The organism is Saccharothrix sp. NBAS 001 (genome assembly GCF_056640475.1).
The window spans coordinates 337,290-359,002 of sequence record NZ_CM153251.1; the positions used below are offsets into that span (position 1 = coordinate 337,290).

General features: G+C 72.3%; 21 protein-coding genes. 14 read left to right on the forward strand and 7 right to left on the reverse strand.

Annotated features, from left to right (window positions below):
• Nucleotides 1-16 precede the first annotated feature (16 nt).
• From cysS to AC0HI0_RS01565, 9 genes are all read left to right on the forward strand, one after another.
• Nucleotides 17-1,393, forward strand: a complete 1,377-nt coding sequence (cysS, locus tag AC0HI0_RS01525) for a cysteine--tRNA ligase (protein ID WP_480930411.1) — start codon at nt 17-19, stop codon at nt 1,391-1,393.
• A gap of 149 nt (nt 1,394-1,542) precedes the next feature.
• Nucleotides 1,543-2,121 carry a superoxide dismutase gene (locus tag AC0HI0_RS01530; RefSeq protein WP_480930412.1) on the forward strand — a complete coding sequence of 193 codons (579 nt, stop codon included), beginning with the start codon at nt 1,543-1,545 and terminating at the stop codon, nt 2,119-2,121.
• Between the two features lie 328 nt (nt 2,122-2,449).
• Nucleotides 2,450-3,352 carry an ABC transporter ATP-binding protein gene (locus AC0HI0_RS01535; protein ID WP_480930413.1) on the forward strand — a complete coding sequence of 301 codons (903 nt, stop codon included), beginning with the start codon at nt 2,450-2,452 and terminating at the stop codon, nt 3,350-3,352.
• On the forward strand, nt 3,349-4,080 hold the full coding sequence (locus AC0HI0_RS01540) for an ABC transporter permease (RefSeq protein WP_480930414.1): 732 nt from the start codon (nt 3,349-3,351) through the stop codon (nt 4,078-4,080). Before AC0HI0_RS01535 ends, AC0HI0_RS01540 begins: the two co-directional genes overlap by 4 nt.
• A gap of 17 nt (nt 4,081-4,097) precedes the next feature.
• Nucleotides 4,098-5,228: a sensor histidine kinase gene (locus AC0HI0_RS01545; RefSeq protein WP_480930415.1), complete on the forward strand. Its 1,131-nt coding sequence runs from the start codon at nt 4,098-4,100 to the stop codon at nt 5,226-5,228.
• A complete protein-coding gene (locus AC0HI0_RS01550; protein WP_480930416.1) occupies nt 5,225-5,830 on the forward strand; it encodes a response regulator transcription factor in 606 nt (201 codons plus the stop codon). The genes AC0HI0_RS01545 and AC0HI0_RS01550 overlap by 4 nt, the downstream gene beginning before the upstream one ends.
• 22 nt (nt 5,831-5,852) lie before the next feature.
• A complete protein-coding gene (locus AC0HI0_RS01555; RefSeq protein WP_480930417.1) occupies nt 5,853-6,740 on the forward strand; it encodes an NAD-dependent protein deacetylase in 888 nt (295 codons plus the stop codon).
• 91 nt (nt 6,741-6,831) lie between these two features.
• Nucleotides 6,832-10,323: an endo-alpha-N-acetylgalactosaminidase family protein gene (locus AC0HI0_RS01560; protein ID WP_480930418.1), complete on the forward strand. Its 3,492-nt coding sequence runs from the start codon at nt 6,832-6,834 to the stop codon at nt 10,321-10,323.
• A 115-nt stretch (nt 10,324-10,438) separates the two neighbouring features.
• Entirely contained in the window at nt 10,439-10,615 is a 177-nt protein-coding gene (locus tag AC0HI0_RS01565) for a hypothetical protein (RefSeq protein ID WP_480930419.1), read from the forward strand.
• Here AC0HI0_RS01565 and AC0HI0_RS01570 read toward each other — a convergent pair whose 3' ends face one another.
• Nucleotides 10,616-11,191, reverse strand: coding sequence for a TetR/AcrR family transcriptional regulator (locus AC0HI0_RS01570; protein ID WP_480930420.1), 576 nt, complete (start codon nt 11,189-11,191; stop codon nt 10,616-10,618). It abuts the gene before it with no gap.
• Between the two features lie 102 nt (nt 11,192-11,293).
• Here AC0HI0_RS01570 and AC0HI0_RS01575 point away from each other — a divergent pair, with 102 nt between their 5' ends.
• Complete coding sequence (locus AC0HI0_RS01575; protein WP_480930421.1) at nt 11,294-12,313, forward strand: hypothetical protein; 1,020 nt, start codon at nt 11,294-11,296, stop codon at nt 12,311-12,313.
• Between the two features lie 29 nt (nt 12,314-12,342).
• Here the strand turns inward: AC0HI0_RS01575 and AC0HI0_RS01580 are convergent, their stop codons facing one another.
• Entirely contained in the window at nt 12,343-12,708 is a 366-nt protein-coding gene (locus AC0HI0_RS01580; protein ID WP_480930422.1) for a MerR family transcriptional regulator, read from the reverse strand.
• Between the two features lie 65 nt (nt 12,709-12,773).
• Between AC0HI0_RS01580 and AC0HI0_RS01585 the strand changes: the two genes are divergently transcribed.
• Nucleotides 12,774-13,943, forward strand: a complete 1,170-nt coding sequence (locus AC0HI0_RS01585) for an MFS transporter (RefSeq protein ID WP_480930423.1) — start codon at nt 12,774-12,776, stop codon at nt 13,941-13,943.
• Here the strand turns inward: AC0HI0_RS01585 and AC0HI0_RS01590 are convergent.
• Entirely contained in the window at nt 13,936-14,598 is a 663-nt protein-coding gene (locus AC0HI0_RS01590) for a hypothetical protein (protein ID WP_480930424.1), read from the reverse strand. The genes AC0HI0_RS01585 and AC0HI0_RS01590 overlap by 8 nt on opposite strands.
• Before the next feature lie 54 nt (nt 14,599-14,652).
• Complete coding sequence (locus AC0HI0_RS01595; RefSeq protein WP_480930425.1) at nt 14,653-15,864, reverse strand: M23 family metallopeptidase; 1,212 nt, start codon at nt 15,862-15,864, stop codon at nt 14,653-14,655.
• 228 nt (nt 15,865-16,092) lie between these two features.
• Between AC0HI0_RS01595 and AC0HI0_RS01600 the strand changes: the two genes are divergently transcribed.
• Nucleotides 16,093-17,034: a hypothetical protein gene (locus AC0HI0_RS01600; protein ID WP_480930426.1), complete on the forward strand. Its 942-nt coding sequence runs from the start codon at nt 16,093-16,095 to the stop codon at nt 17,032-17,034.
• Between the two features lie 19 nt (nt 17,035-17,053).
• Here AC0HI0_RS01600 and AC0HI0_RS01605 read toward each other — a convergent pair whose 3' ends face one another.
• The 3 genes from AC0HI0_RS01605 to AC0HI0_RS01615 all read right to left on the reverse strand — a co-directional run bounded on the left by AC0HI0_RS01605 (nt 17,054) and on the right by AC0HI0_RS01615 (nt 19,119).
• Nucleotides 17,054-18,256 carry an RNA polymerase sigma factor gene (locus tag AC0HI0_RS01605; RefSeq protein WP_480930427.1) on the reverse strand — a complete coding sequence of 401 codons (1,203 nt, stop codon included), beginning with the start codon at nt 18,254-18,256 and terminating at the stop codon, nt 17,054-17,056.
• Nucleotides 18,253-18,573, reverse strand: a complete 321-nt coding sequence (locus AC0HI0_RS01610) for a YciI family protein (RefSeq protein ID WP_480934231.1) — start codon at nt 18,571-18,573, stop codon at nt 18,253-18,255. Before AC0HI0_RS01610 ends, AC0HI0_RS01605 begins: the two co-directional genes overlap by 4 nt.
• A gap of 66 nt (nt 18,574-18,639) precedes the next feature.
• Nucleotides 18,640-19,119 (reverse strand): pyridoxamine 5'-phosphate oxidase family protein, encoded by a 480-nt coding sequence (locus tag AC0HI0_RS01615; protein WP_480930428.1) that lies wholly within the window; start codon nt 19,117-19,119, stop codon nt 18,640-18,642.
• A 122-nt stretch (nt 19,120-19,241) separates the two neighbouring features.
• Here AC0HI0_RS01615 and AC0HI0_RS01620 point away from each other — a divergent pair, with 122 nt between their 5' ends.
• Both AC0HI0_RS01620 and AC0HI0_RS01625 read left to right on the forward strand, forming a co-directional pair.
• Entirely contained in the window at nt 19,242-20,015 is a 774-nt protein-coding gene (locus AC0HI0_RS01620) for a MerR family transcriptional regulator (RefSeq protein WP_480930429.1), read from the forward strand.
• 99 nt (nt 20,016-20,114) lie between these two features.
• Entirely contained in the window at nt 20,115-21,278 is a 1,164-nt protein-coding gene (locus AC0HI0_RS01625; RefSeq protein ID WP_480930430.1) for an alpha/beta hydrolase family protein, read from the forward strand.
• Nucleotides 21,279-21,713 lie beyond the last annotated feature (435 nt).

The window sequence follows — 21,713 nt, forward strand, 5'->3', positions numbered from 1 at the left end:
TCCGAGGAGATACCCGGTGCCCATCCGGTTCTTCAACACGCTCACCAGGCGCAAAGACCCGTTCGTGCCGATGACGCCCGGCGAGGTCCGGATGTTCGTCTGCGGACCCACCGTCTACGACCTGAGCCACATCGGCCACGCGAAGACCTACACCCACTTCGACTTCCTGGCGCGCTTCCTGCGCAAGCGCGGCTACCGGGTGACCTACGCGCAGAACATCACCGACGTGGACGACAAGATCATCGGCCGGGCCGCGCGGCTGGGCGTCGAGCCGCGCGAGCTGTCCGCCGAGTTCGAGGCCCGGTACCTGGAGGACATGGCCGCGTTGCGGAACACCTCCGTGGACACCTACGAACGCGCCCACGACCACATCGACGACATCGTGGCGCAGGTCCGGGCGCTGATCGACCGGGGGCACGCCTACCGGTTGGACGACGGCTGGTACTTCGACCTGGACAGCTTCCCGGAGTACGGGAAGCTGTCCGGCCGGACGCACGTCGAAGCCGAGGACTCGGTGGCCCGCATCGACGAGAACGCGGGCAAGCGCAACCCCGGCGATTTCGCGCTGTGGAAGGCGCGCAAGCCCGGCGAACCGTTCTGGGACACGCCGCTCGGGCCTGGCCGGCCGGGCTGGCACATCGAGGACACCGCGATCACCGAAGCCGTCTTCGGGCCGCAGTACGACCTGCACGGCGGCGCGGTCGACCTGATCTTCCCGCACCACGAGGCGGAGATCGCCCAGCAGGAGGCGGCCTCCGGGAAGTCCCCGCTGGTCCGGTACTGGCTGCACGCCGGGCTGCTGCGGGTGGACGGCGCGAAGATGGCCAAGAGCACCGGCAACTTCCTGACCATCCGGCAGGCGCTGGAGCTGGCCGACTTCCGGACCCTGCGGTACGCGTTCCTCAGCCAGCACTACCGCTCGTCCATGGAGTTCAACGACGTCACGCTGGGCCACGCCCGCGCGGCCCGGCGGCGGGTGGAGAACTTCGCCCGGTCGGTCGAACCCGGGCACCGGGAGAGCGACGCGGCGCGCGACCTGGTCGAGCGGGCGCGCGTGCGGTTCTTCGCGCACCTCGACGACGACCTGGACACCCCCGGCGCGGTGGCCGCGCTGTTCGAGTACGTCCGGGAGCAGAACCGCCGGGGCGAGCCGCCCGGCCCGTCCGCGCTGGCCCTGCTGCACGAGGTGGACGAGCTGTTCGACGCCTTCGACCTCGCGCCGGCGGCCCCCGGCGCGGGCGGCGACGTGGAGGCGGAGCTGGCCCTGCGGCGGGAGCTGCGGGCGTCCCGGCGGTTCGCCGAGGCGGACGAGATCCGCACCGCGCTGCGCGACCGGGGGATCGTCATCGAGGACACCCCCGATACCACCCGATGGTGGTATCAAGACGCCTGAGCGGGTGGTGAATTCGCAGGTTCCGGGTGTTTGTCCGGGGCGGGCCGAACCCGGCCCCGGATTCCGCCGCCGAATCAGTCCATGATCATTGTGCTAGCGTCGGGAAGTACGGACAAAACGGCCGCCGACTATTCGGAAAGGCATGAGGTGTGAAACGTCTTCTTCCCCTGCTCGGCGCTGCCACGGCTCTCGTGGCCGCCGCCGGCGTCGCCTCCGCGCACAGCCCTGACGGTCACGGGCACGGGCACGGCGGCAACGCGGTGACGATCGGGCGGTTCGCGCCGCCCGACAAGGCCACCAACGCCTTCACCTACGACTCCGCGCTGATCGAGCCGGGCTCGAAGGTGATGGTGGTGGCCACGCCGAAGCGGCGTTCGACCAAGGTGCAGCTCAGCGTGTGGGGCCTGATCCCCAACCGCACGTACGGCTCGCACGCCCACCAGAAGCCCTGCGGCCTCCTGCCGGCCGACGCGGGCGCGCACCACCAGCACACGGTCGACCCGAAGCAGCCTTCGGTCGACCCGGCGTACGCCAACCCGGAGAACGAGATCTGGCTCGACTTCACCACGGACTCGCGCGGTCGGGCCGTGATCACGTCCGTCGTGCCGTGGCAGTTCGACGACCGGCGGGCCGGCTCGGTCGTGATCCACGCCGAGAAGACCGCCACCGAACCCGGCAAGGCGGGCACGGCCGGCGCTCGGCTGGGCTGCGCGACCGTCAAGTTCTGACCTCGCGGACGGGCGGGGCCACCGGCTCCGCCCGTCACGGCGAAAATGCTTTCCCGCTCATTCCGGGCGACCGTTTCCCGGCTTTCCCGGGCCTTTCCGGTGGCGCGCTCGGGCATTTTCCGGCGCTGTTCCCGCCGTGGTCGAAACCGCCGGTCGGTCCACGTCCGGCCTGGTGACCGGCGCGCACGCGGCCACCGCCGCCCGCCGGGGAGCCGGCCTGGAAAAGGAAGCGGCATACCGCTCAATTCCGGCACCCATGACGGATGTCATGCGCGGGTCGTGACGAGTGGAACCCGTCCGGGCGGGGCCGTGCGGACACGCTTGGGCCATGACACAGGGGACAGCGGTCCGAGCGGGCGCCGCGGTGGCGTTGAGCGGACTGCACAAGGGGTTCGGGGAAGTCAGGGCGGTCGACGGGGTGGACCTCGTCGTGTCGCCGGGTGAGGTGGTGGCGCTGCTCGGCCCGAACGGCGCGGGCAAGTCGACCACGGTGGACATGCTGCTCGGGTTGACCGAGCCGGACCGGGGCGACGTCACGGTGTTCGGCCGCACGCCGAGGCAGGCGGTGGTCGACGGCGCGGTCGGCGCGATGCTGCAGAGCGGCGCGCTGCTCGACGACGCGACGGTGGCCGAGACGATCGGCCTGGTCGCGGCCCTGCACCGCAAGCCGCTGCCGGTGGCCGAGGTGCTGGAGCAGGCCGGGATCACCGACCTCAAGGACCGCAGGTGCACCAAGCTCTCCGGCGGCCAGAAGCAGCGGGTGCGGTTCGCGCTCGCCCTGGTCTCCCAGCCGGACCTGCTGGTGCTCGACGAGCCGACGGTGGCGATGGACGTGGAGACCCGCCGCCAGTTCTGGCAGTCGATGCGCGAGTACACCAACGCCGGCCGCACGGTCCTGTTCGCCACCCACTACCTGGAGGAGGCGCAGGACTACGCGGACCGGGTGGTGCTCATGCGGTCCGGCCGGATCGTCGCGGACGGCTCGGTCGCGCAGGTGCGGGCCACCGTCTCCGGCCGCACCATCAGGGCCGTCGTGCCGGGCTTCGACGGCCGCGCGCTGCCCGGTGTGCGCAGCGTCGAGACCAGGGGCGACCTGCTGCAACTGGTGTGCGACGACTCGGACGCGGCGCTGCGCGCGCTGCTGGCCGCCCACCCGGCGGCCCACGACATCGAGATCACCGCGCTGGGGCTGGAAGACGCGTTCCTGGCGCTGACGGGGGAGAACCGGTGAACGTCCGATTCCTGGGCCTGGAGGTGCGCCGCGCGGTGCGCAACGGGCGCTACCTGATCTTCACCGTGGTGCTGCCGTCGGTGATGTTCCTGCTGTTCGTGAACCTCTACGGCGGCGCGGACCAGACGTTCCCCAACGGCCTGCCGGTGGCGACGTCGCTGATGATGAACATGGCGCTGTTCGGCGTGATGTCCGGTCCGCTGTCCACGGGCGCGCGGATCGCCGTCGAACGCGGCTCGGGCTGGCAGCGCCAGCTCCGGCTGACCCCGTTGACCAGCACCGGGTACGTGCTGACCAAGGGTGTGCTGGGGATGCTCGTCGCGCTGCCGGCGATCGTGCTGGTCAGTGCGGTGGGCGCGGGCGAGGGCGTGCGGCTCGACGCCGGGCAGTGGGTGAGCGTGCTGCTCACGCTGTGGCTGGCGGCGGTGCCGTTCGTGCTGCTGGGCGTGGTGATCGGGCTGATCGCGACCCCGGACGGGATGCAGGCGATCACGGCCGGCGCGTCGATGCTGCTCGGTCTGCTGGGCGGCATCTGGATCCCGTCGGACGTCGCGCCGGACTGGCTGCGCACGGTCATGGAGATCCTGCCCACCTACTGGGCCAAGCAGCTCGCGCAGGCCCCGCTGGTGCCGGACGCGCCGGTCGCGCACGCCCTGCTGGTGATCGGCGCGTGGGTGCTGGTGCTCGGCGTGATCGCGGCCCGGCGGTTCCGCGCGGGCCGGGTCTGACCTTTAGGTTGGCGACCATGCGGGTCGGTTGGAAGTGGCTGGCGTTCAGCTCGCTGTTCATCCTGTTCTACATCCCGGGCGTGGTGTACGGGATCGTGAACGGCGGGCAGGACGTCTGGCTCAAGGTCGTGTCGATCGTGCTGCTGGCGCTCTACGCGGGCAGCTGGCTGCTGATGCCGCTCCTGCTCGCGCGCTACGACGACGACCGGCGCCGCACGGTCGCCTGCGTGGTGCTCGTCGCCGCCGGCCTGGCGGTCGTCGCGGTGCTCGGCCTGGACGCGGCCGGCCTGATGGTCTACGCGATGGCCACCACCGCGATGGCCCTGCCGGTGCGCCGGGCGGTGCTGGTCGACGGCGTGGTGCTGGTCGGTTTGACCGGGGCGATGCTGGCGACCGACGCGCTGCCGCGCGACGCGGGCGAGCTGATCACGCTGGTGTCGGTGTCGGTGGGCATGGTGTCGCTGGGCCGGCTGTTCCGGGCGAACAAGGAGCTGCAGCTGGCGCAGGAGGAGATCGCGACGCTGGCGGTGACCGAGGAGCGCAACCGGCTGGCCCGGGACCTGCACGACATCCTCGGGCACAGCCTCACCACGATCACGGTCAAGGCGGGGCTGGCCCGGCGGCTGCTGGAGCAGGACCAGCGCGACCGGGCCTACGACGAGGTCAAGGGGATCGAGAACCTGACCCGGCAGGTGCTCGGCGACGTGCGGGCGACCGTCTCGGGGTACCGGGAGGTGTCGCTGTCGGCGGAGGTCGTGGGCGCGCGGGCGGCGTTGCGGGCGGCCGGGGTGGAGGCGGACCTGCCGCACGCCGTGGACAACGTGCACCCGGATTTGCAGCGGGTGTTCGGTTATGTCCTCCGCGAGGGGGTTACGAACGTTTTGCGGCACTCGGCGGCGTCGCGGTGCGAGATCCGGCTGGGTGACACGTGGCTGGAGGTCCGCGACGACGGGCGCGGCGCGGGGGTCGGCGAGCCCGGCAGCGGGCTGGCCGGCCTGGCCGAGCGGCTCGCCGAGGTCGGGGGCACCGTGCGGGCCGGGCCCCTGGAGGGCGGCGGGTACCGGCTGCGCGCGGAGGTGGCCGGCCCGACGGGGACCGCGCGGGCGGGGACCACACAGACGGGGACTGCGCAGACGGAGGTCTCGTGATCAGGGTGCTGCTGGCGGACGACCAGGCGCTGGTGCGCGGGGCGTTGGCGGCGATGCTGGGGCTGGAGGCGGACATCGAGGTGGTGGCCGAGGTCAGCGCCGGTGACGAGGTGGTGGCGGCGGCGCTGCGGGCCCGCCCGGACGTGGCGCTGCTGGACGTGCAGATGCCCGGCCGCGACGGGCTGACCGCCGCCGCCGACCTGCGCGAGGCGCTGCCGTCGTGCCGGGTGGTGGTGTGCACGACGTTCGGCCGGCCCGGCTACCTGGCGCGGGCGATGGCGGCGGGCGCGGCGGGGTTCGTGGTCAAGGACGCCTCGCCGGAGCAGTTGGTGGACGCGGTGCGCCGGGTGCACGCGGGGCTGCGCGTGGTGGACCCGGCGTTGGCCGCCGAGTCGCTGGCCAGCGGGCGCAGCCCGTTGACCGACCGGGAGCGCGACGTGCTGGCGTGCGCGAGGGACGGCGCGACGGTGGCGGACCTGGCCAAGGTGCTGCACCTGTCCGAGGGCACGGTGCGCAACCACCTCTCGTCCGCGATCGGCAAGACGGGGGCGCGCACCAGGGCCGAGGCGGTGCGCGTGGCCGAGGACCGCGGCTGGCTCTAGAAACCGCACGTAGGCTGGGTTCGTGCGCACACGCCCGACGCTGAGCTGGACCGCCACCGGCGCGCCGCTGCCGCGCACGACCAGCCTGGACGAGGTGGTGCGGGCGGTCGCCGCGCGGGACGTGGTCGTGCTCAGCGGGGCGGGCCTGTCCACCGAGTCGGGCATCCCCGACTACCGGGGCGCGGCGGGCAGCCTGCGCCGGCACACCCCGATGACCTACGACGAGTTCACCGGCAGCGAGGCCGGCCGGCGGCGGTACTGGGCGCGCAGCCACCTGGGGTGGCGCACGATCGCCCGCGCCGACCCGAACGCGGGCCACCGCGCGGTGGCCGCGTTGCGCTCGGCCGGGTTCGTGGCCGGGGTGATCACCCAGAACGTGGACGGCCTGCACCACGCGGCGGGCACGGCGGACGCCGTGGAGCTGCACGGCAACCTCGACCGGGTGGTGTGCCTGGACTGCCGCCGGCCGAGCCCGCGCGAGGAGCTGGACCGCCGGCTGCGCGCGGCGAACCCGGACTTCACCGCCGACGTCGCGCGGATCAACCCGGACGGCGACGCGGACCTGGCCGACGAGGACGTGCGCGGGTTCCGGGTGGTCGGGTGCGCGGACTGCGCCGGGGTGCTCAAGCCGGACGTGGTGTTCTTCGGCGAGAACGTGCCCCGGGCGCGGGTGGACGAGTGCGCGCGGATGGTGGACCGGGCCCGGTCGGTGCTGGTCCTGGGCTCGTCGCTGACCGTCATGTCGGGGCTGCGGTTCGTCCGGCGGGCGGCCGGGGCGGGCACGCCGGTGGTGATCGTGAACCAGGGCGAGACCAGGGGCGACCGGCACGCGACCGCGCGGGTCGACCTGCCGCTGGGCCGCGCGCTGACCGAGTTGTGCAGGATCTTGCGGGTGGATGTTCAGTCCTGACGTTTTGTCTTGACTTTTGCGCATTTCCGCTCGGAGAATCTCGGGTACAGTCGAGCGCTCCTGCGCGCTCGGCCCTCCCCCGGGAGCCGCTATGCACCTCCGCAGTGTCCCCAGCCTCATCGCCCTCGCGGCGCTCGCCGCCGGCCTCGCCGTGCCGGTGCCCGCAGCGGGCGCCGCCGCCCCGGTCACCATCACGTCCTCCGCCCTGCGCGTGGAGGTGGACCCGCAGTTCCCGCGCATCGCGTCCTACACCGACCTCGCGTCCGGCACCGTGCTCACCGGCAACGAGGACACCCTCGGCCAGGTCACCCTGAACGGCACCGCCTACACCCCGACCGTGACCAGCACGAAGACCGCCGACCGGATCGACTACGCGCTCACCTTCGCCCAGTACGGCGGCATCACCCTGGACGCCTCGATCACGGTCTCCGGCCGCCAGGTCGAGTTCACCGTCACCCGGATCGGCGACACCCCGGCCAACCCCGTGCGCACCCTGGCCGTCCCCGACCACGCGCTGGTGTCGGTCCGCAGCACGCAGCCGAGCCCGGCGTTCGCCGGGGCGCGGATGCACACCGCCACCACCGGCAGCGGCGACGCGTTCGCCGCGCTGACCGCGTCCACCGCCGTCGACACCGCGCCGCAGGGCTACATGTACGGCGTGGTCAACACCGGGCAGCTCGCCGCGTCGATCAGCACGAACTCCTACTACGACACCCCGTCCGGCGTGACGGCGGGCGAGAACGGGCGGATCCGGAAGCAGACCGTGGCCAAACCCGGGTACCGGCGGCTCGGCCTGTGGAGCGGCGACTGGCTGCACCGCGCGGCGGGCGCGGCGTTCGGCGACCCGGAACCGCTGCCCTACGCCAAGATCGTGGTGACCGGCGACCGCAACGCCGACTCGACGGTCGACTGGCAGGACGGCGCGATCGCGTTCCGCGACGTCATGACCAGCCCGCAAGGCTGGCAGAAGGTCGCGCAACGGCCGGTGATGCGCATCCCGTTCAACTTCGCGTCCAACGCCGCGCACCCGTTCCTGCGCACCCTCGACGAGACCAAGCGGGTCGCCCTCAACACCGACGGCCTCGGCCAGTTCGTGCTGCTCAAGGGATATGGCAGCGAAGGCCACGACTCGGGCCACCCGGACTACGCCGACGTCGGCGCGCGCCAGGGCGGCGTGGCCGACCTGAACAAGCTCGTCACCGACTCGAACGCGCTCAACGCCGACATCGGCGTGCACGTCCAGGCCACCGAGACCTACCCGGAGGCGGAGAACTTCGACCCGGCGATCCTGAAGAACCCGGTGCAGGGCGGCTGGGACTGGCTCGACCAGAGCTACCTGATCGACACCCGGGCGGACGGGCAGGGCGGCAAGCGGCTCGCCCGGCTCCGGCAGTTCCGCGACGCCGTGCCCGGCCTGGACTTCCTGTACGTCGACGTCTGGTACGGCGACGGTTACGTGACCCGGAAGTTCGCCCGCGAGATGAACGGGCTGGGCTACGAGGTGGCCACCGAGTTCCCCGACAAGTTCGAGGAGAACGCCACCTGGACGCACTGGGCCAACGACGTGGCCTACGGCGGCGGCAACCTCAAGGGCATCAACAGCCAACTCGTCCGGTTCATCCGCAACCACCAGCGCGACGACTGGATCGCCGGCCACCCGCTGCTGGGCGGCGGCGACCTCGCGGCGTACGAGGGGTGGCAGGGCAAGACCGACTACAACGCGTTCCTGCGCAGCACGTTCGGCACCAACCTGCCCACCAAGTACCTCCAGGGCGCGCCGATCGTGAAGTGGACGGCGTCCGGCATCACGCTGGCCAACGGCGTGACCGTGACCAACGGCGGCACACGGCAGATCAGCAAGGACGGCCACCTCGTGCTCAACGGCGGCTCGTACCTGCTGCCGTGGGACGACGAAGGCAAGCTGTACCACTGGAACAGCACGGCGGGCACGACCACGTGGACGCTGCCGACGTCGTGGGGCGCTCCGGGAGCCGTGAAGCTGTACAAGCTCACCGACACCGGGCGGCAGTTCGTGCAGAACCTGAACGTCACCAACCGTCAGGTGAGCATCAACGCGACCGCCAACACGCCTTACGTGGTCTACAAGTCCGATCCGGGCACTGCGCCGAACCCGCAGTGGGGGAGCGGAACCCCGTTGAAGGACCCCGATTTCTACGGTGGGCTCGCGGACTGGACGGTCAGCGGCAACGCGTCCGTCGCCACCACGTCCAACGGGCAGAAGCAGGTCAAGCTCGCCGGGGGCGCGGTGTCGCAGCAGTTGACCGGCCTGACCGGCGGGGGGACGTACGCGGTGTCGGCGTACGTGTCGACGCAGAACGGGAAGCGCGCCACGCTCTCCGTGACGCCCTCGGGTGGCCCTGAGGTGACGGCGTGGACGGAATCGTCCTTGTACGCCAACAACACCGGGGCCGACGAGTACAACCGCACGTCGATGCAGCGGATCAAGGTGCTGGTCGACGTGCCGGCCGGGCAGTCCGCGGCGACGCTGAAGCTCAGCGGTGACGCGGCGACGTTCGACACCGTCCGGGCCGTGCGGTCGGGCCGCACTCCCCAGGCGGGGCACCACTTCGTGGAGGACTTCGAGAACGTCGACTCCGGCTGGGGGCCGTTCGTGACGGGGAACGCGGGCGGCACCGCGACCGATCCGCGCACCCACCTCTCCACGCCGCACGCCCCGTACACGGCCGGCTGGAACGGCAAGCTGATCGACGACGTGATCGCCGGCGGCTTCTCGCTCAAATCGCACGAGGAGCGCGCCGGCCTGATCTACCGCACCCTGCCGCAGACCCTGCGGTTCGACGCCGGTCGCCGCTACTCGGTGAGCTTCACCTACCTGGCCACGAACTCCGGCGAGTACGAGTTCGTCACCGGCACCGGGACCACCGCGAGCACCACCACCGGTCTCGCGCAGTCCCGCACCCCCGAGCGGTTCGCCGTCGAACTCGACGGCGACCCGACGGCGTTCATCGGGGTGGTGAAGACCCCGCTGGGCGCGGACACCGGAGGGCAGCAGCACGACCTGGTGATCGACGACCTGGTGGTGGACGACATCGGTCCGGCGGCGGGCGGCGGCACGGTCCGCGTGGCGCAGTCGCAGATGTCGGTGAAGCACGTCGACAGCCAGGAGACGTCGGGCGAGAACGGCGCGGCGGTCAACGTGCTCGACGGCGACACCTCGACCATCTGGCACACCAGGTGGTCCGGCGGATCCGATCCGATGCCGCACGAGATCCAGGTGGATCTCGGCGGGCCGTACTCGGTGAAGTGCCTGTACGGCGCGCCCCGGCAGACCCAGTCCAACGGGCGGATCGCCGGGTACGAGGTGCAGACGTCCGTCGACGGCACGACGTGGTCCACGGCGGCGAGCGGCACGTGGGCGGACAGCGCGGTCGAGCAGTCGGCGTGCTTCACGGCGCGCAGTACGCGGTACGTGAAGCTGCGGGCGTCGAGCGAGGTCGGCGGCAACCCGTGGACTTCGTTGGCGGAGTTGAACGTCGGCGTCGCGCCGAGCGGGGCGCGTCAGGCGGCCGGCGAGGGCAACACGCGATCCGCAACGGGTTGAGGTTCACCCTTATGCCGCAGCATGTCGTTGTGGTGCAAGGGGTATCCAGGCCGCACAACCGGAACGGCCCCGTGGCGGCGGGGCCGTTCCGCCTCTCTCCGGCGAGGAGGACGTCATGGCGCACGTACGAGACCTGGTCGACGTCCGCAGCGGCGACGAGTTCGACCAGCCTGTTCCGTTCGGCCTGGTGTACCCGTTGCGCACGGCGGACGGTTCCGAACCGCCCAGCCAGCGCGGACGCACGTGGGAGCACCTCACCGCGTCCGGCCGCGAGCTGCGCCCGGCGGGCTAGTCAGCGGGCGCGCACCAGCGGCAGGTAGACCTCGTCCACGATCTCGACCAACGCGGCGTCCGGCACGTTCGGCCCCCCGGCGGCGAGGAACTCGTTGCGCAGCAAGGCGACCGCGACCGTGGCGACCCTGGGGTGCAGGGCCTCCGGGCGGGCCTCGCCGCGGGCCACCGCGCGGCCCAGCACGGTCAGCCAGAGCGCGCTGCCCGCGTCGCTCACCGCGTCCTGGATCTGCGCCAGCAGTTCGGGCACGCCGATGCCGGTCATCAGCCCGCGCAGGATCGCGCCCTCGGGCGAGTCCCAGTGCCGGTTCGCGCCGCGCAGCAGGGTCAGCACGTCCTCGCGCAGGTCCCCGGTGTCGGGCAGGTCGACCGCCGCGGTCATCAGGTGCCGGTAGGCGGCCACGCCGAGCGCGGCCCGGTTCGGCCAGCGGCGGTAGATGGCGTTCTTGTTGGTGCCGGCGCGTTTCGCGACCCGGTCCATGGTCAGACCCTCGTACCCGGACTCGGCCAGTTCCTCGGCGGCGGCGGTCAGGATCGCCCGCTCCAGCTCCGCCCCGCGTCGCCGGGTCTCCGTCACCCGCTCACCTCCTGGTACGCGGCGTACCTTAACACCGCGTCGCTGGGCTGTGCTAACTTCGCCGTTAGGGTACGTCTCGTACCGTAATGGTGAGGGGTGGGCATGCGCGTCAAAGGCATCGGGTACGACACCGGGTACATCAACCAGTTCGGTGTCAGTACGCACGAGAAGTGGGACCCCGAGGAGGTGGCGCGCGACCTGCGCGCCATCCGGGACGACCTGCGCTGCACGGCGGTGCGGCTGACCGGCGGCGACCCGGAGCGGCTGGAGACCGCCGCCCGGATCGCCGCCTCCCTCGGCCTGGCGGTGTGGTTCTCGCCGTTCACCGGCGAACTCACCACCGACGAGCTGCTGGCCGTCCTGGCCGACTGCGCGCAACGCGCCGAGCGCGTGCGGGCCGGCGGCGCGGACGTGGTTCTGGTGACCGGGGCCGAGTTGAGCTTGTTCACCAAGGGTTTCCTGCCCGGCGAGGACGGCCTGGAGCGCACCGCCGCGCTGCTCGGCGGTTCCCGCGAGCAGGTCGCCGCGCTGATTGCGGACCTGCCCCGGCGGATCAACGAGTTCCTCGCCGAGGCGGTCCGGGTGGTGCGGGCGCGGTTCGGCGGACCGGTGACCTACGCGTCCGTCCCGTTCGAGGGCGTCGACTGGACGCCGTTCGACATCGTGTCCGTCGACGCCTACCGCGCCGCCGAGATCGCCGACCGCTACGAAGACCTGATCCGCGCCGTGGTCGCGCAGGGCAAACCCGTCGCCATCACGGAGTTCGGCGCGGCCACCTACGAGGGCGCGGCGGACCTGGGCGCGCGCGGCACGCTCGTCGTCGAGTACCTGGACGGCCGCCCGTCGGGGTTCAGCAGCGACCTGGTGCGCGACGAGCACGGCCAGGCCGGGTACCTGCGCGACCTGGTCGGCGTCTTCGAGCGGACCGGTGTGGACGCGGCGTTCGTCTGCACCTACGCGTGCTTCCACCTGCCGCACGGCGGTGAACCTGACCTCGACCTGGGCAGCTTCGGCGTGGTGCGGGTGGACCAGGACGGCACGCGGGTGCCGAAGAAGTCTTTCGCCGCGCTGGCCGAGGCGTACCGCGAGACGAGTGGTGCCCAAGTCGATCAGTGGTCGTAAGCGGCGGGGTGGCCGCAGTCGACACTCGTCTACGGCACGTAGGAGCGCACCGCGTCGAGGTACTCGGAGATCGCGTCCAGGTTGCGGGTCAGGCAGCGGACGCGCTCGGTCATCCGGTCGCGCTCCCGCTCCAGGGTGGCGAGCATCTCCGGGGTGGCGTCCGGGAAGTGGATCGCCCGGGGCTTGTCCAGGCAGGGCAGGATCTGTTTGATGATGCGGGTGGGCAGCCCGGCGTCGAGCAGCCCCCGGATCTGGAGCACCCGGTCCACCAGGTTCTCGTCGTAGTCGCGGTAGCCGTTGGCGGAACGGGTGGACACGATCAGCCCGCGTTCCTCGTAGTAGCGCAGCAGTCGGCGGGACGTGTCGGTCCGCTCGGACAGCTCCCCGATGCGCATGTGCTCCACCTCACGCCCGATGGGATTGGACCTTCACACATGTGTGAGGGTTCGAGCATACGGGCATGTCGAACCGCACTTCCGCGCCTCCCCGGCTCCCGCTGCGGGCCCTGCTGCCGCTCACCCTCGCCGCGTTCGTCACCGTCCTGACCGAGGCGCTGCCGGCCGGCGTGCTGCCCGCGATGAGCGCCGGCCTGGGCGTGGCGGAGTCCGCGACCGGGCAGTTGGTCACGATCTACGCCGTCGGCACGGCCGTGTCGGCGATCCCCCTCGTCACGGCCACCGCCGCGTGGCGGCGCAAACGCCTGCTGCTGACGTCCATGCTCGGCTTCGCGGTGGCCAACACGGTCACCGCGGTCTCGGCCGACTACGTGCTCACGCTCGCGGCCCGGTTCGTCGCCGGGATCGCGGCGGGCGTGGTGTGGGCGCTGCTGGCCGGCTACGCCCGCCGCCTGGTGCCCGCCCAGTCGGCGGGTCGGGCCGTCGCGATCGTGATGGCCGGCTTGCCGGTGGCGCTGTCGCTGGGCATCCCGGCGGGCACGTTCCTCGGCCACCTGGTCGGCTGGCGGGCGACGTTCTGGGTGGTGACCGCGCTGACCGCGGTCCTGGTCGCGGCGATCGTCGCGTTCGTGCCGGACCAGCCGGGCGCACCCGCCGGCCACCTGGAACCGCGCGCCGCGCTGCGTCGGCCCGGTGTGCCCGCGGTGTTGTTCACGACCCTGGTGTTCGTCTTGGCGCAGACCGTCTTCTACACCTACATCGCCACCTACCTCGGCGAAGCCGGCCTCGGGGATTCCGTCGACGTGGTGCTGCTGGTCTACGGCGTCGCCTCGATCGTCGGCATCTGGTACGTCGGCGCGCACATCGACCGCAGGCTGCGCGCGCTCACCGTCGCGGGCACGGTCGTGGTCGCCGTCGCGGCGGCGGCGCTGGCCGTGCCGAGCGGCAGCCACGTCCTGGTCTACCTCGCGGTCACGTTGTGGGGTCTGGGCTGGGGCGGCATCCCGACCCTGCTCCAGACGGCCGTCGCGGACGCCGCCGGCGACGAGGCGGACAGCGCGCAGGCCATGCTGGTGACGCTGTGGAACGTGGCGATGGCCGCAGGCGGCGCGATCGGCGGCCTGCTGCTGGACGCCGTCGGCCCGATGTCGTTCCCGTGGACCATGCTGGTGCTGCTGGTCCCGGTGCTCGCCGTGGTGCTGACCAGCCGAGGTTTCCCCAGGCCGGTCAGGTGATCGGCCGGCCCGCGCCGGCCAGCAGCGGGTTCTTGCGGACCAGCCGCAGCGCGTACCAGAGCAACGCCAGGAAAGCCGCCGCGCCGCCGTAGACCAGCATTAGCAACGGCGTGGCGAGCCCGCCGGCCACGGCGAGCCCCACCGACAGCGCCGTGGTGCCCAGTCCGGTGCCGCACAACAACCCCGTGGACAGGTGGTAGGCGGGCCGCGAGTGCAGGTTCGCCCGCCACCGGTTGCGGCCCCGCACCCAGCTCTCCCAGTGCAGCACGTCCCCGGCGGGCAGGTCGGACCCGCTCTCGGCGGCTTCGGAGGACCGCAGCAGGCCGTTGACCTTCTTCTCCAGCTCCCACAGGAACCAGCGGGTCCGGCCCAGCCGCTTCACCTCGCCGTACCAGACGAACCACACGAACATCAGCAGCGCGGGGGACAGCGCCAGGATCCCGGTGCGCAGCGGCACGTTCGCCCAGGTCGCCAGCACCCCCGTGTAGATGACCGCGATCGCGGCCAGCCCGTAGTTCATCACCGTCTGCTGGGTGGCGACCGCCGCGACCAGTTCGGCGCGGATCGCGTTGTACTCGTGGAGCAGGAAGGCGAGCCGTGCCTGGCCCGGGTCGCCGAGCGGCTCCGGGGTCCGGCGTGACTTCCAGAACGTCATCGCACGGACGGTACCGATCCCGCCCCGGCGGCGGGCGGGATCGGCACCACGGGGTCAGCAGGCCGAAGCCACCGGGCCGTTCGAGCCGGTGTCCACGAAACCGTCGCTGATCCACTTGCCGTCGTCGAGCCGGTTCCACAGATCCGTGCGGCCCCAGACCCCTTCGACGGCCTCGCCGCGGCTGGTGCACGCGATGGACACCACCGCGCCGTCCGCGACCGTGCCCGCGACCGAGTAGCTCAGGCCGGGGCCGGAACGCAGGTTCACCGTGCTGTTCGAACCCGCGTCGACCGTGCCGGTGGGCAGCGTCGTGCCGCCACCGCCGTAGTTCGTGACCCGACCGCCGACGGACACGCGCGTGCTGCCGCGCTGCGCGTAGCCGCCGTACGCCTGCGAGCCCTCGTAGAACGTCCAACCGCCGATCGTCATCCCGTTGACGCTGATGTGCGTGTTACCGCGCAGCAACGAGAAGTGCACGTGCGCACCCGTGCTGGAACCGCCGCACGGCAGTTCGTTGCCGATGTTGCCGAGGTACGTCCCGGTGCGCACGGCGCTGCCGTCGGCGAGCGTCGTCAGGTTGTACATGTGGTAGTACGTGCTGCTGTAGCCGTTGTCGTGCACGACCTTCACCAGCGCGCTGCGGCCCACGATGCAGCTCTTGTACACGCGGCCGTCACCGGCCGACAGAACCCGGCCGTCACCGCCGTTGAAGTCGATCGAGCTGAACGGCCGGCTGTCGCCGCTGTTGCCGTGCGGACCGCCGCCCATCCACCACGCCACGTTCACCGGCCACGGCAGGCCGAGACCGGTGGGCGCGAGCGCTTGCGCGCGGTTGCTCTGGTTGGCCGCGAACGTCTTCTTCTCGCCGTCGCTGAGCACGGCGGACGGTGCCTGCGCGGCGAGGGCGGCGAACCCGGCGGTGCCGTCGAGTTCGACCCGCCACGCGGACCGCTCCTTGCGGGCCAGGAACAACGCCATGTGCGGCGCGCCGTGCTCCTGGCCGTAGGTCATCGGGATGGTGGTGCTGCCGAACACCCACGCGCCGGACGTGCGGGTCGGCTCGAACAGCGGCTCACGCAACGTCTGCGTGCCCCACTGGCGCTTCATCGCGTCGCCGTGCTGCTGGAGCATGGTGGCGCGGACGGTCGCGGCGAGGTCGGTCTCGGGCGCGGCGGCCGTGGCGGACGGCGCGACCAGCACGACGGCACCGGCCACGAGTGCGGAGAACAGCGCGGCGAACCGCCGCGCGGACAACGGACGGGACATGTGCCCTCCAAGGGAAATCGGCACAGGGCAGGGATTCCGGCGGCTCTTGCAGGGGGCCGCCGCGCCGATGACATACCGGGCGTCCGACGCGGTCAAGGTCGCCTGCGCCCGGTCGGCCCAACTGTGGAACCGGCGCCCAATACTGTGGAGGGATACCCACCTTCGTCGGTCATATCGGGCGTAATCCGCCTTCTAAACTGTTTTCTTCCACAGTGGAGGGGGTGTGCGGTGGTCGTTCCGCCCGACGCCGACCACGAGGTCGACGTGCTGCTGCGCACCGGACCGTTCCACGCCGCGCTGCGCGCCGCCGTCGAGCGCAGCGGGCTCACCCTGGAACGCCTGCGCGACCGGCTCGACCGGCGCGGCATCCACGTCAGCCTGTCCACGCTGAGCTACTGGCGGCTGGGCCGCAGCCGTCCCGAACGCGCCGACTCGCTGCGCGCCGTGCAGGCCATCGAGGCGATCCTGGGCCTGCCCCGGCACTCGCTGGAGGCCCTGCTCGGCCCGCGCCGCCCGCGCGGCCGGTGGGTGTCACGGCCGCTGTCGACCCGGCAGTACGGCCGGATGCTGGAGCCCGCGCAATCGTTGGCGGAGACCGTGGAGGCTCTGGTCGGCCCGTCCGACGGAGACCTCCGCCTGTGGTCGCAGGACGACGCCGCCACAGTGGACGCGTGCGGCGTCCTCCGCTCGGTCCACACCAGACAGGTGCTGCGCGCGGTCGCCGGCCACCCCGACCGTTACCTGGCGGTGTACTGCGCGGATCCCGGCACGCCACCGGGGGCGTTGGGCGCGGAGGCGATGGGGAACTGCCGGCTGGGCCGCGTGCGCACACACCCCGGCGCGCCCGTGATCGCCGCGGAGTTGTTGTTCGACCACACGTTGCGCGCGGGCCAAACGCACCTGCTGGAGTACCGGTTCACCATCGCGGAGAACGGCGCACAGGCCCGTGACTACCGCCGTGCGTTCCGCTACCCCGTGGGCACGTACGTGTTGAGCGTGCAGTTCACGGAACCCCGGCTCCCGGTCCGCTGCTACGCCCTCGCCCAGCCCGGTGTGGACGCGGTGCTCGTGCACGGCGACGAACTCGCCCTCACGCCGGGCCGGGTGTTGCACGCGACGGCGAAGGACGTGCAGCCGGGCGTGCTCGGCATCGGCTGGGACTGGTCCTGACGGCGCACACCGCGCCCGGTCAGGTCGTGGACCCGGGCAGGTCCGCCAGGCGTCGCGACAGGTAGCGGCGCTCCTCCTCGGTCGGCGCGAGGGCCACGGCCTCCCGGTACGCCGCCGCGGCTTCGGCGTCGCGGCCGAGGCGGCGCAGCAGGTCCGCCCGGGTCGCCGGCACCAGGTGGTGCCCGGCCAGCGCCCCTGCCACCCCGTCCACCAGCACCAACCCGGCCGCCGGACCGTCCGCCATGGACACCGCCACCGCCCGGTTCAGCTCCACCGTCGGCGACGGCACGAACTTCGCCAACTGGCCGTACAGCAGGACGATCTGCGGCCAGTCGGTCTCCTCGGCCGTGTGGCACGCCGCGATGGCCGCCTGCACCTGGTACGGGCCCGGCCGGCCCCGGCGCAGCGCGCCGTCCAGCAGCGCCGTGCCCTCGTCGATCTTCGCGGTGTCCCACAGCGCCCGGTCCTGGTCGGCCAACGGCACCAGGTCGCCGTCGGCGACCCGGGCCTCCCGCCGCGAATCGTGCAGCAGCATCAGCGCGAGCAGCCCGAGCGCCTCCGGCTCGTCGGGCATCAACCCGGCCAGGGTGCGCGCCAGCCGGATCGCCTCCACGCACAGCACCCGGCGCTCCGGGGCCGCCGAGTAGCCCTCGTTGAACAGCAGGTACAGCACGCCCAGCACGGACCCGGTGCGCTCGGGCAGCAGGTGCGCGGGCGGCACGCGGTACGGGATGCCCGCGTTCTTGATCTTCTGCCGGGCCCGCACCAGCCGCTTGGCCATGCCCGCTTCGGAGACCAGGAACGCCCGCGCGATCTCCGCCGTGGTCAGGCCCGCGACCGTGCGCAGGGTCAGCGCGACCCGTGACTCCAGCGGCAGCGCCGGGTGGCAGCACGTGAAGACCAGCCGCAGCAGGTCGTCCGCGATCCCGCCGTCGTCCTCCGGTTCGGGCACCGCCACGTCCGCAGCCTCCCGCAGTTTCGCCGCCTCCACCGACGAGCGGCGCAGCCGGTCCACCGCGCGCCGGCGGGCGGCCGTGGTCAGCCACCCGCCCGGACTGCGCGGCACGCCGTCGCGCGGCCACGCCTCCAACGCCTGCGCGAAGGCGTCCTGCACGCACTCCTCCGCCAGGCCCCAGTCGCCGGTCTGCCGGATGAGCGTCGCCACGATCCGGGCGCGCTCGGCCCGGAAGACCGCCGCGACCTCGTCCCGGACGGTGTTCACAGGTCCCGGAACGGCCGGATCTCGACCGCGCCGAACCGGGCCACCGGGTGCCGGGACGCGATCACGATCGCCTCGTCCAGGTCGGCGCACTCCACGATGTCGTAGCCGACGATGTGCTCCTTGGTCTCCGCGAACGGCCCGTCCGACAGCAGCACCTCGTCACCCCGGGTCCGCACGGTGGTCGCGTCCCGCCGCGACCCCAGCGCGGACCCGTCGAGCCGCCGGCCCTCGACCTCGTCCACCCACTGGTCGATGGTCGGCTCGCCCTCGGTCACCGGCAGGTCCGGGTCGGCGCAGATCAGCAGCATGTACTTCATGGTGTCGCTCCCGTCGTCGGTCGGCATTCCACCACTACGTCGAACGGGCGCGCTCGAAAAGGACACTCACCCGTGATGAGCCCGCACGAGATCCTCGACGGCCTTCGGGATCGTGGTCTCGAAGTCGAGCAGCTTCACCCAGTCGGGTTCGATCGTGATGCGCGCCATCCGCGCGTACAACGCCCGGACGCCCGCCTCCCACTCGCCGAACCGGTCGGCCGGCACCAACCTGCGGCTCGCCTCGACGTACTCGTCCGGCACGCCGTCGACCAGTTCGACGGTCGCCGCCCCGCGCACCAGCAGCACCTTGGGCGGGTAGCCCTCGGTGTCGACGGTCAGCGCGACCCGGGGGTTGCGCCGCAACGCGGGGACCTTCGCGGCCTTGGGCACCGTGCACACGACGATCCGCGCGCCGTCCCAGAGGAACGCGACCGGCACCACGCGCGGGTCGCCGTCGAGCCCGACGTACGACAGGCGGGCCGGGGTGGACGAGGTCAGCAGGTCCTGCGAGATCGGCTTGGCCAGCACGTCGGCGACGGTGCTCATCGGTCACTCCTCCACGGTCGGGTGCAGCTGCGACCCGGGGACGGAGCCGGCCGGGCGTTCTCGACGTGCCCGCCGAAATCGGTGTTGAAACTGACCCGACGTGAGGTTTTAGAGTCGGATCCATGACGGGGACGGGGCACGTGAAGCAGCCGCGCTGGAGCGTCGGCGCGCTGGCGAAGGTCACCGGCCTGACCGTGCGCACCCTGCACCACTACGACGAACTGGGCCTGCTGCGGCCCAGCGAGCGGACGCCGTCCGGGCACCGCCGCTACACCGAGCCGGACGTCCAGCGGCTCTACCGGATCCGCCTGCTGCGGCAGCTCGGCATGTCGCTGGAGGAGATCGGCGAGGTGCTGGCCGACCCGTCGCACGGACCGCTGCGCGAGGTGCTGGCCGGGCACCTGGAGCAGCTCGACGACCAGGTGTGGCGGCTGGAGGCGCTGCGCCGGCAGACCAGGGGCCTGCTCGACCAGCTGGACGGCCCGCCGCAGCAGGACTCCGGCGGCCTGCTGGCGCTGCTCGGCTGCACCGGCATCTTCGACGACTACCTCACCCGGGACCAGCGGGAGTTCCTCGACGGGCAGTCCGCCGGGCTCGGTGAGGTCGGCCGCAAGGAACTCGACGCCGAATGGCCGCAGGTGCTGGTCGCGATCATCGGCCACTACCGCGCGAACACCCCGCCGGACGATCCGGAGGTCCGCGAACTCGGCCGCCGGCTGGCCGGCATCGGCCGTGACTTCGCGGGCGGCGACCCGACCATCATCGCCTCGATGAGCGCTTTCTTCCGGGCGCACGGCCACGGCGTGCTGCGCGACGTGCTGCCCGACGAGCCGGTGTCCGACCTGGGCGACGGCCTCTGGGACTACGTGGGCCGGGTGCACTCGGCCGCCCGCTAGACGTGCCCGGCACAGCGGCTCGGGGGAGCCGCGTACCGGGATTGCGACCGCTGCTTCCGGCGGTCGGCGCTGCCCGAAATCGAGAACAGGGGGAATACCGTGTTGCGCAAAACCGCAGGCTTGACCGCGGCGTTGCTGCTCGCCTGGACGGGAGCGGCGAACGCCGCCGACACCGTGCGACTGCCCGCGCCGTCCGGACCGCACCAGGTCGGCGTCACCACGTTGCACCTGGTCGACCACGACCGCCTCGACCCGTGGCCGGATGCGTCAGGGCGCGCCCGTGAGCTGATGGCGACCGTGCACTACCCGGCCCAGGACGTGCGCGGCTATCCCGTCGCGCCGCAGATGACGCCGAAAGCCGCCGAGACGTTCGCCTGGCTCGACGTGAACCACGCCCACCCCGAACTGCCCGCATCGGGCGTCGACTGGGCGGCCACCAAGACCCACTCGCACACCGGAGCGCCCGCGTCGCCGGTAAGGCGGCCCGTGCTGCTCTACAGCCCCGGAGCCGCCGATCCGCGCACGATCAACACGACGCTCGCCGAGGACTTGGCCAGTCGCGGGTACGTGGTGGTGTCGATCGACCACCCGGGGGAGACCAGCGAGGTCGAGTTCCCCGACGGCCGCCTGCGCACCATCGCCCTGCCCGCCGACCCCCGCGTCCACCCGGAGGTCTTCCGGGCCATGGTCGACGTCCGGATCGCCGACACGAAGTTCGTCCTGGACCAACTGGAGGTGCTGGCGCGCGGCGACAACCCCGACGCGGCCGGCCGCGCCCTCCCGCGCAACCTGTCACGGGCCCTGGACCTGCGGCGGATCGGCGTGTACGGGCACTCGGCGGGCGGCACGACCGCTGCCGAGACCATGTACGAGGACCGCCGCGTCGACGCCGCCGTGAACCTGGAGGGCTACCTCGACCACGGCACCGCGCAGCCCGGACAGCCGGGTGAGCTGCTGCCTGTCGCACGCGACGGCGTGGACCGCCCGCTGCTGCTGTTCGGCACCGACGGCTACCGCGACGCCCGCTACGACAGCTCGTGGGCCGCGATGCTGGCGCACGGCGGGTGCACTACGAAACGCGTGGTGACCAACGCGAGGCACTGGGTGTTCACCGATTTCGCCGCGATGGCCCCGCAGTTCCGGTCCGCCGGCCTGATGACGGAGGCCGAACGGGTCGCACTGATCGGCGCGATCGAGCCGAACCGCTCGGTTCCGCTGGTGCGCGGCACGGTCGCCGCGTTCTTCGACCGCCACCTCCGCTGACCTGCGCCGACACGCTGGGAAACGGTGTTCGCGAACTTCACCGGGGAAACACCTCGACCACGTCGTGGTGTGTTCGGCGGCCCGGCCCGCTGCACCTGGCGGGCCGGGCCGCCCTCTCGACCGAGGCAGGCGAGGTGCCTCGCCGGAGCGGCGGTGACCTCGGGTTGTCCTACCTCGGTCTGATGCCCTTTCCATCCTCGGACGGACCGCCCGCATCCGTTGGGCCGATGTGCCGGACCGCTCCCACGCGGTGGACTGGTCACATCGCAGGGATGTGACAGGGGGCGGATGACCGGGCAGCTCGACCGTGCACCGATCGGCGGACCCGTTCCGACGAACGTCGTACCGGGACGGGGCCGTCGGTCACACGTGCCCGCCTGGGCGTTTGGCCTTGCGCACCCCCGTGACATCCTGACGGCCGCCGGCACTCCGCAG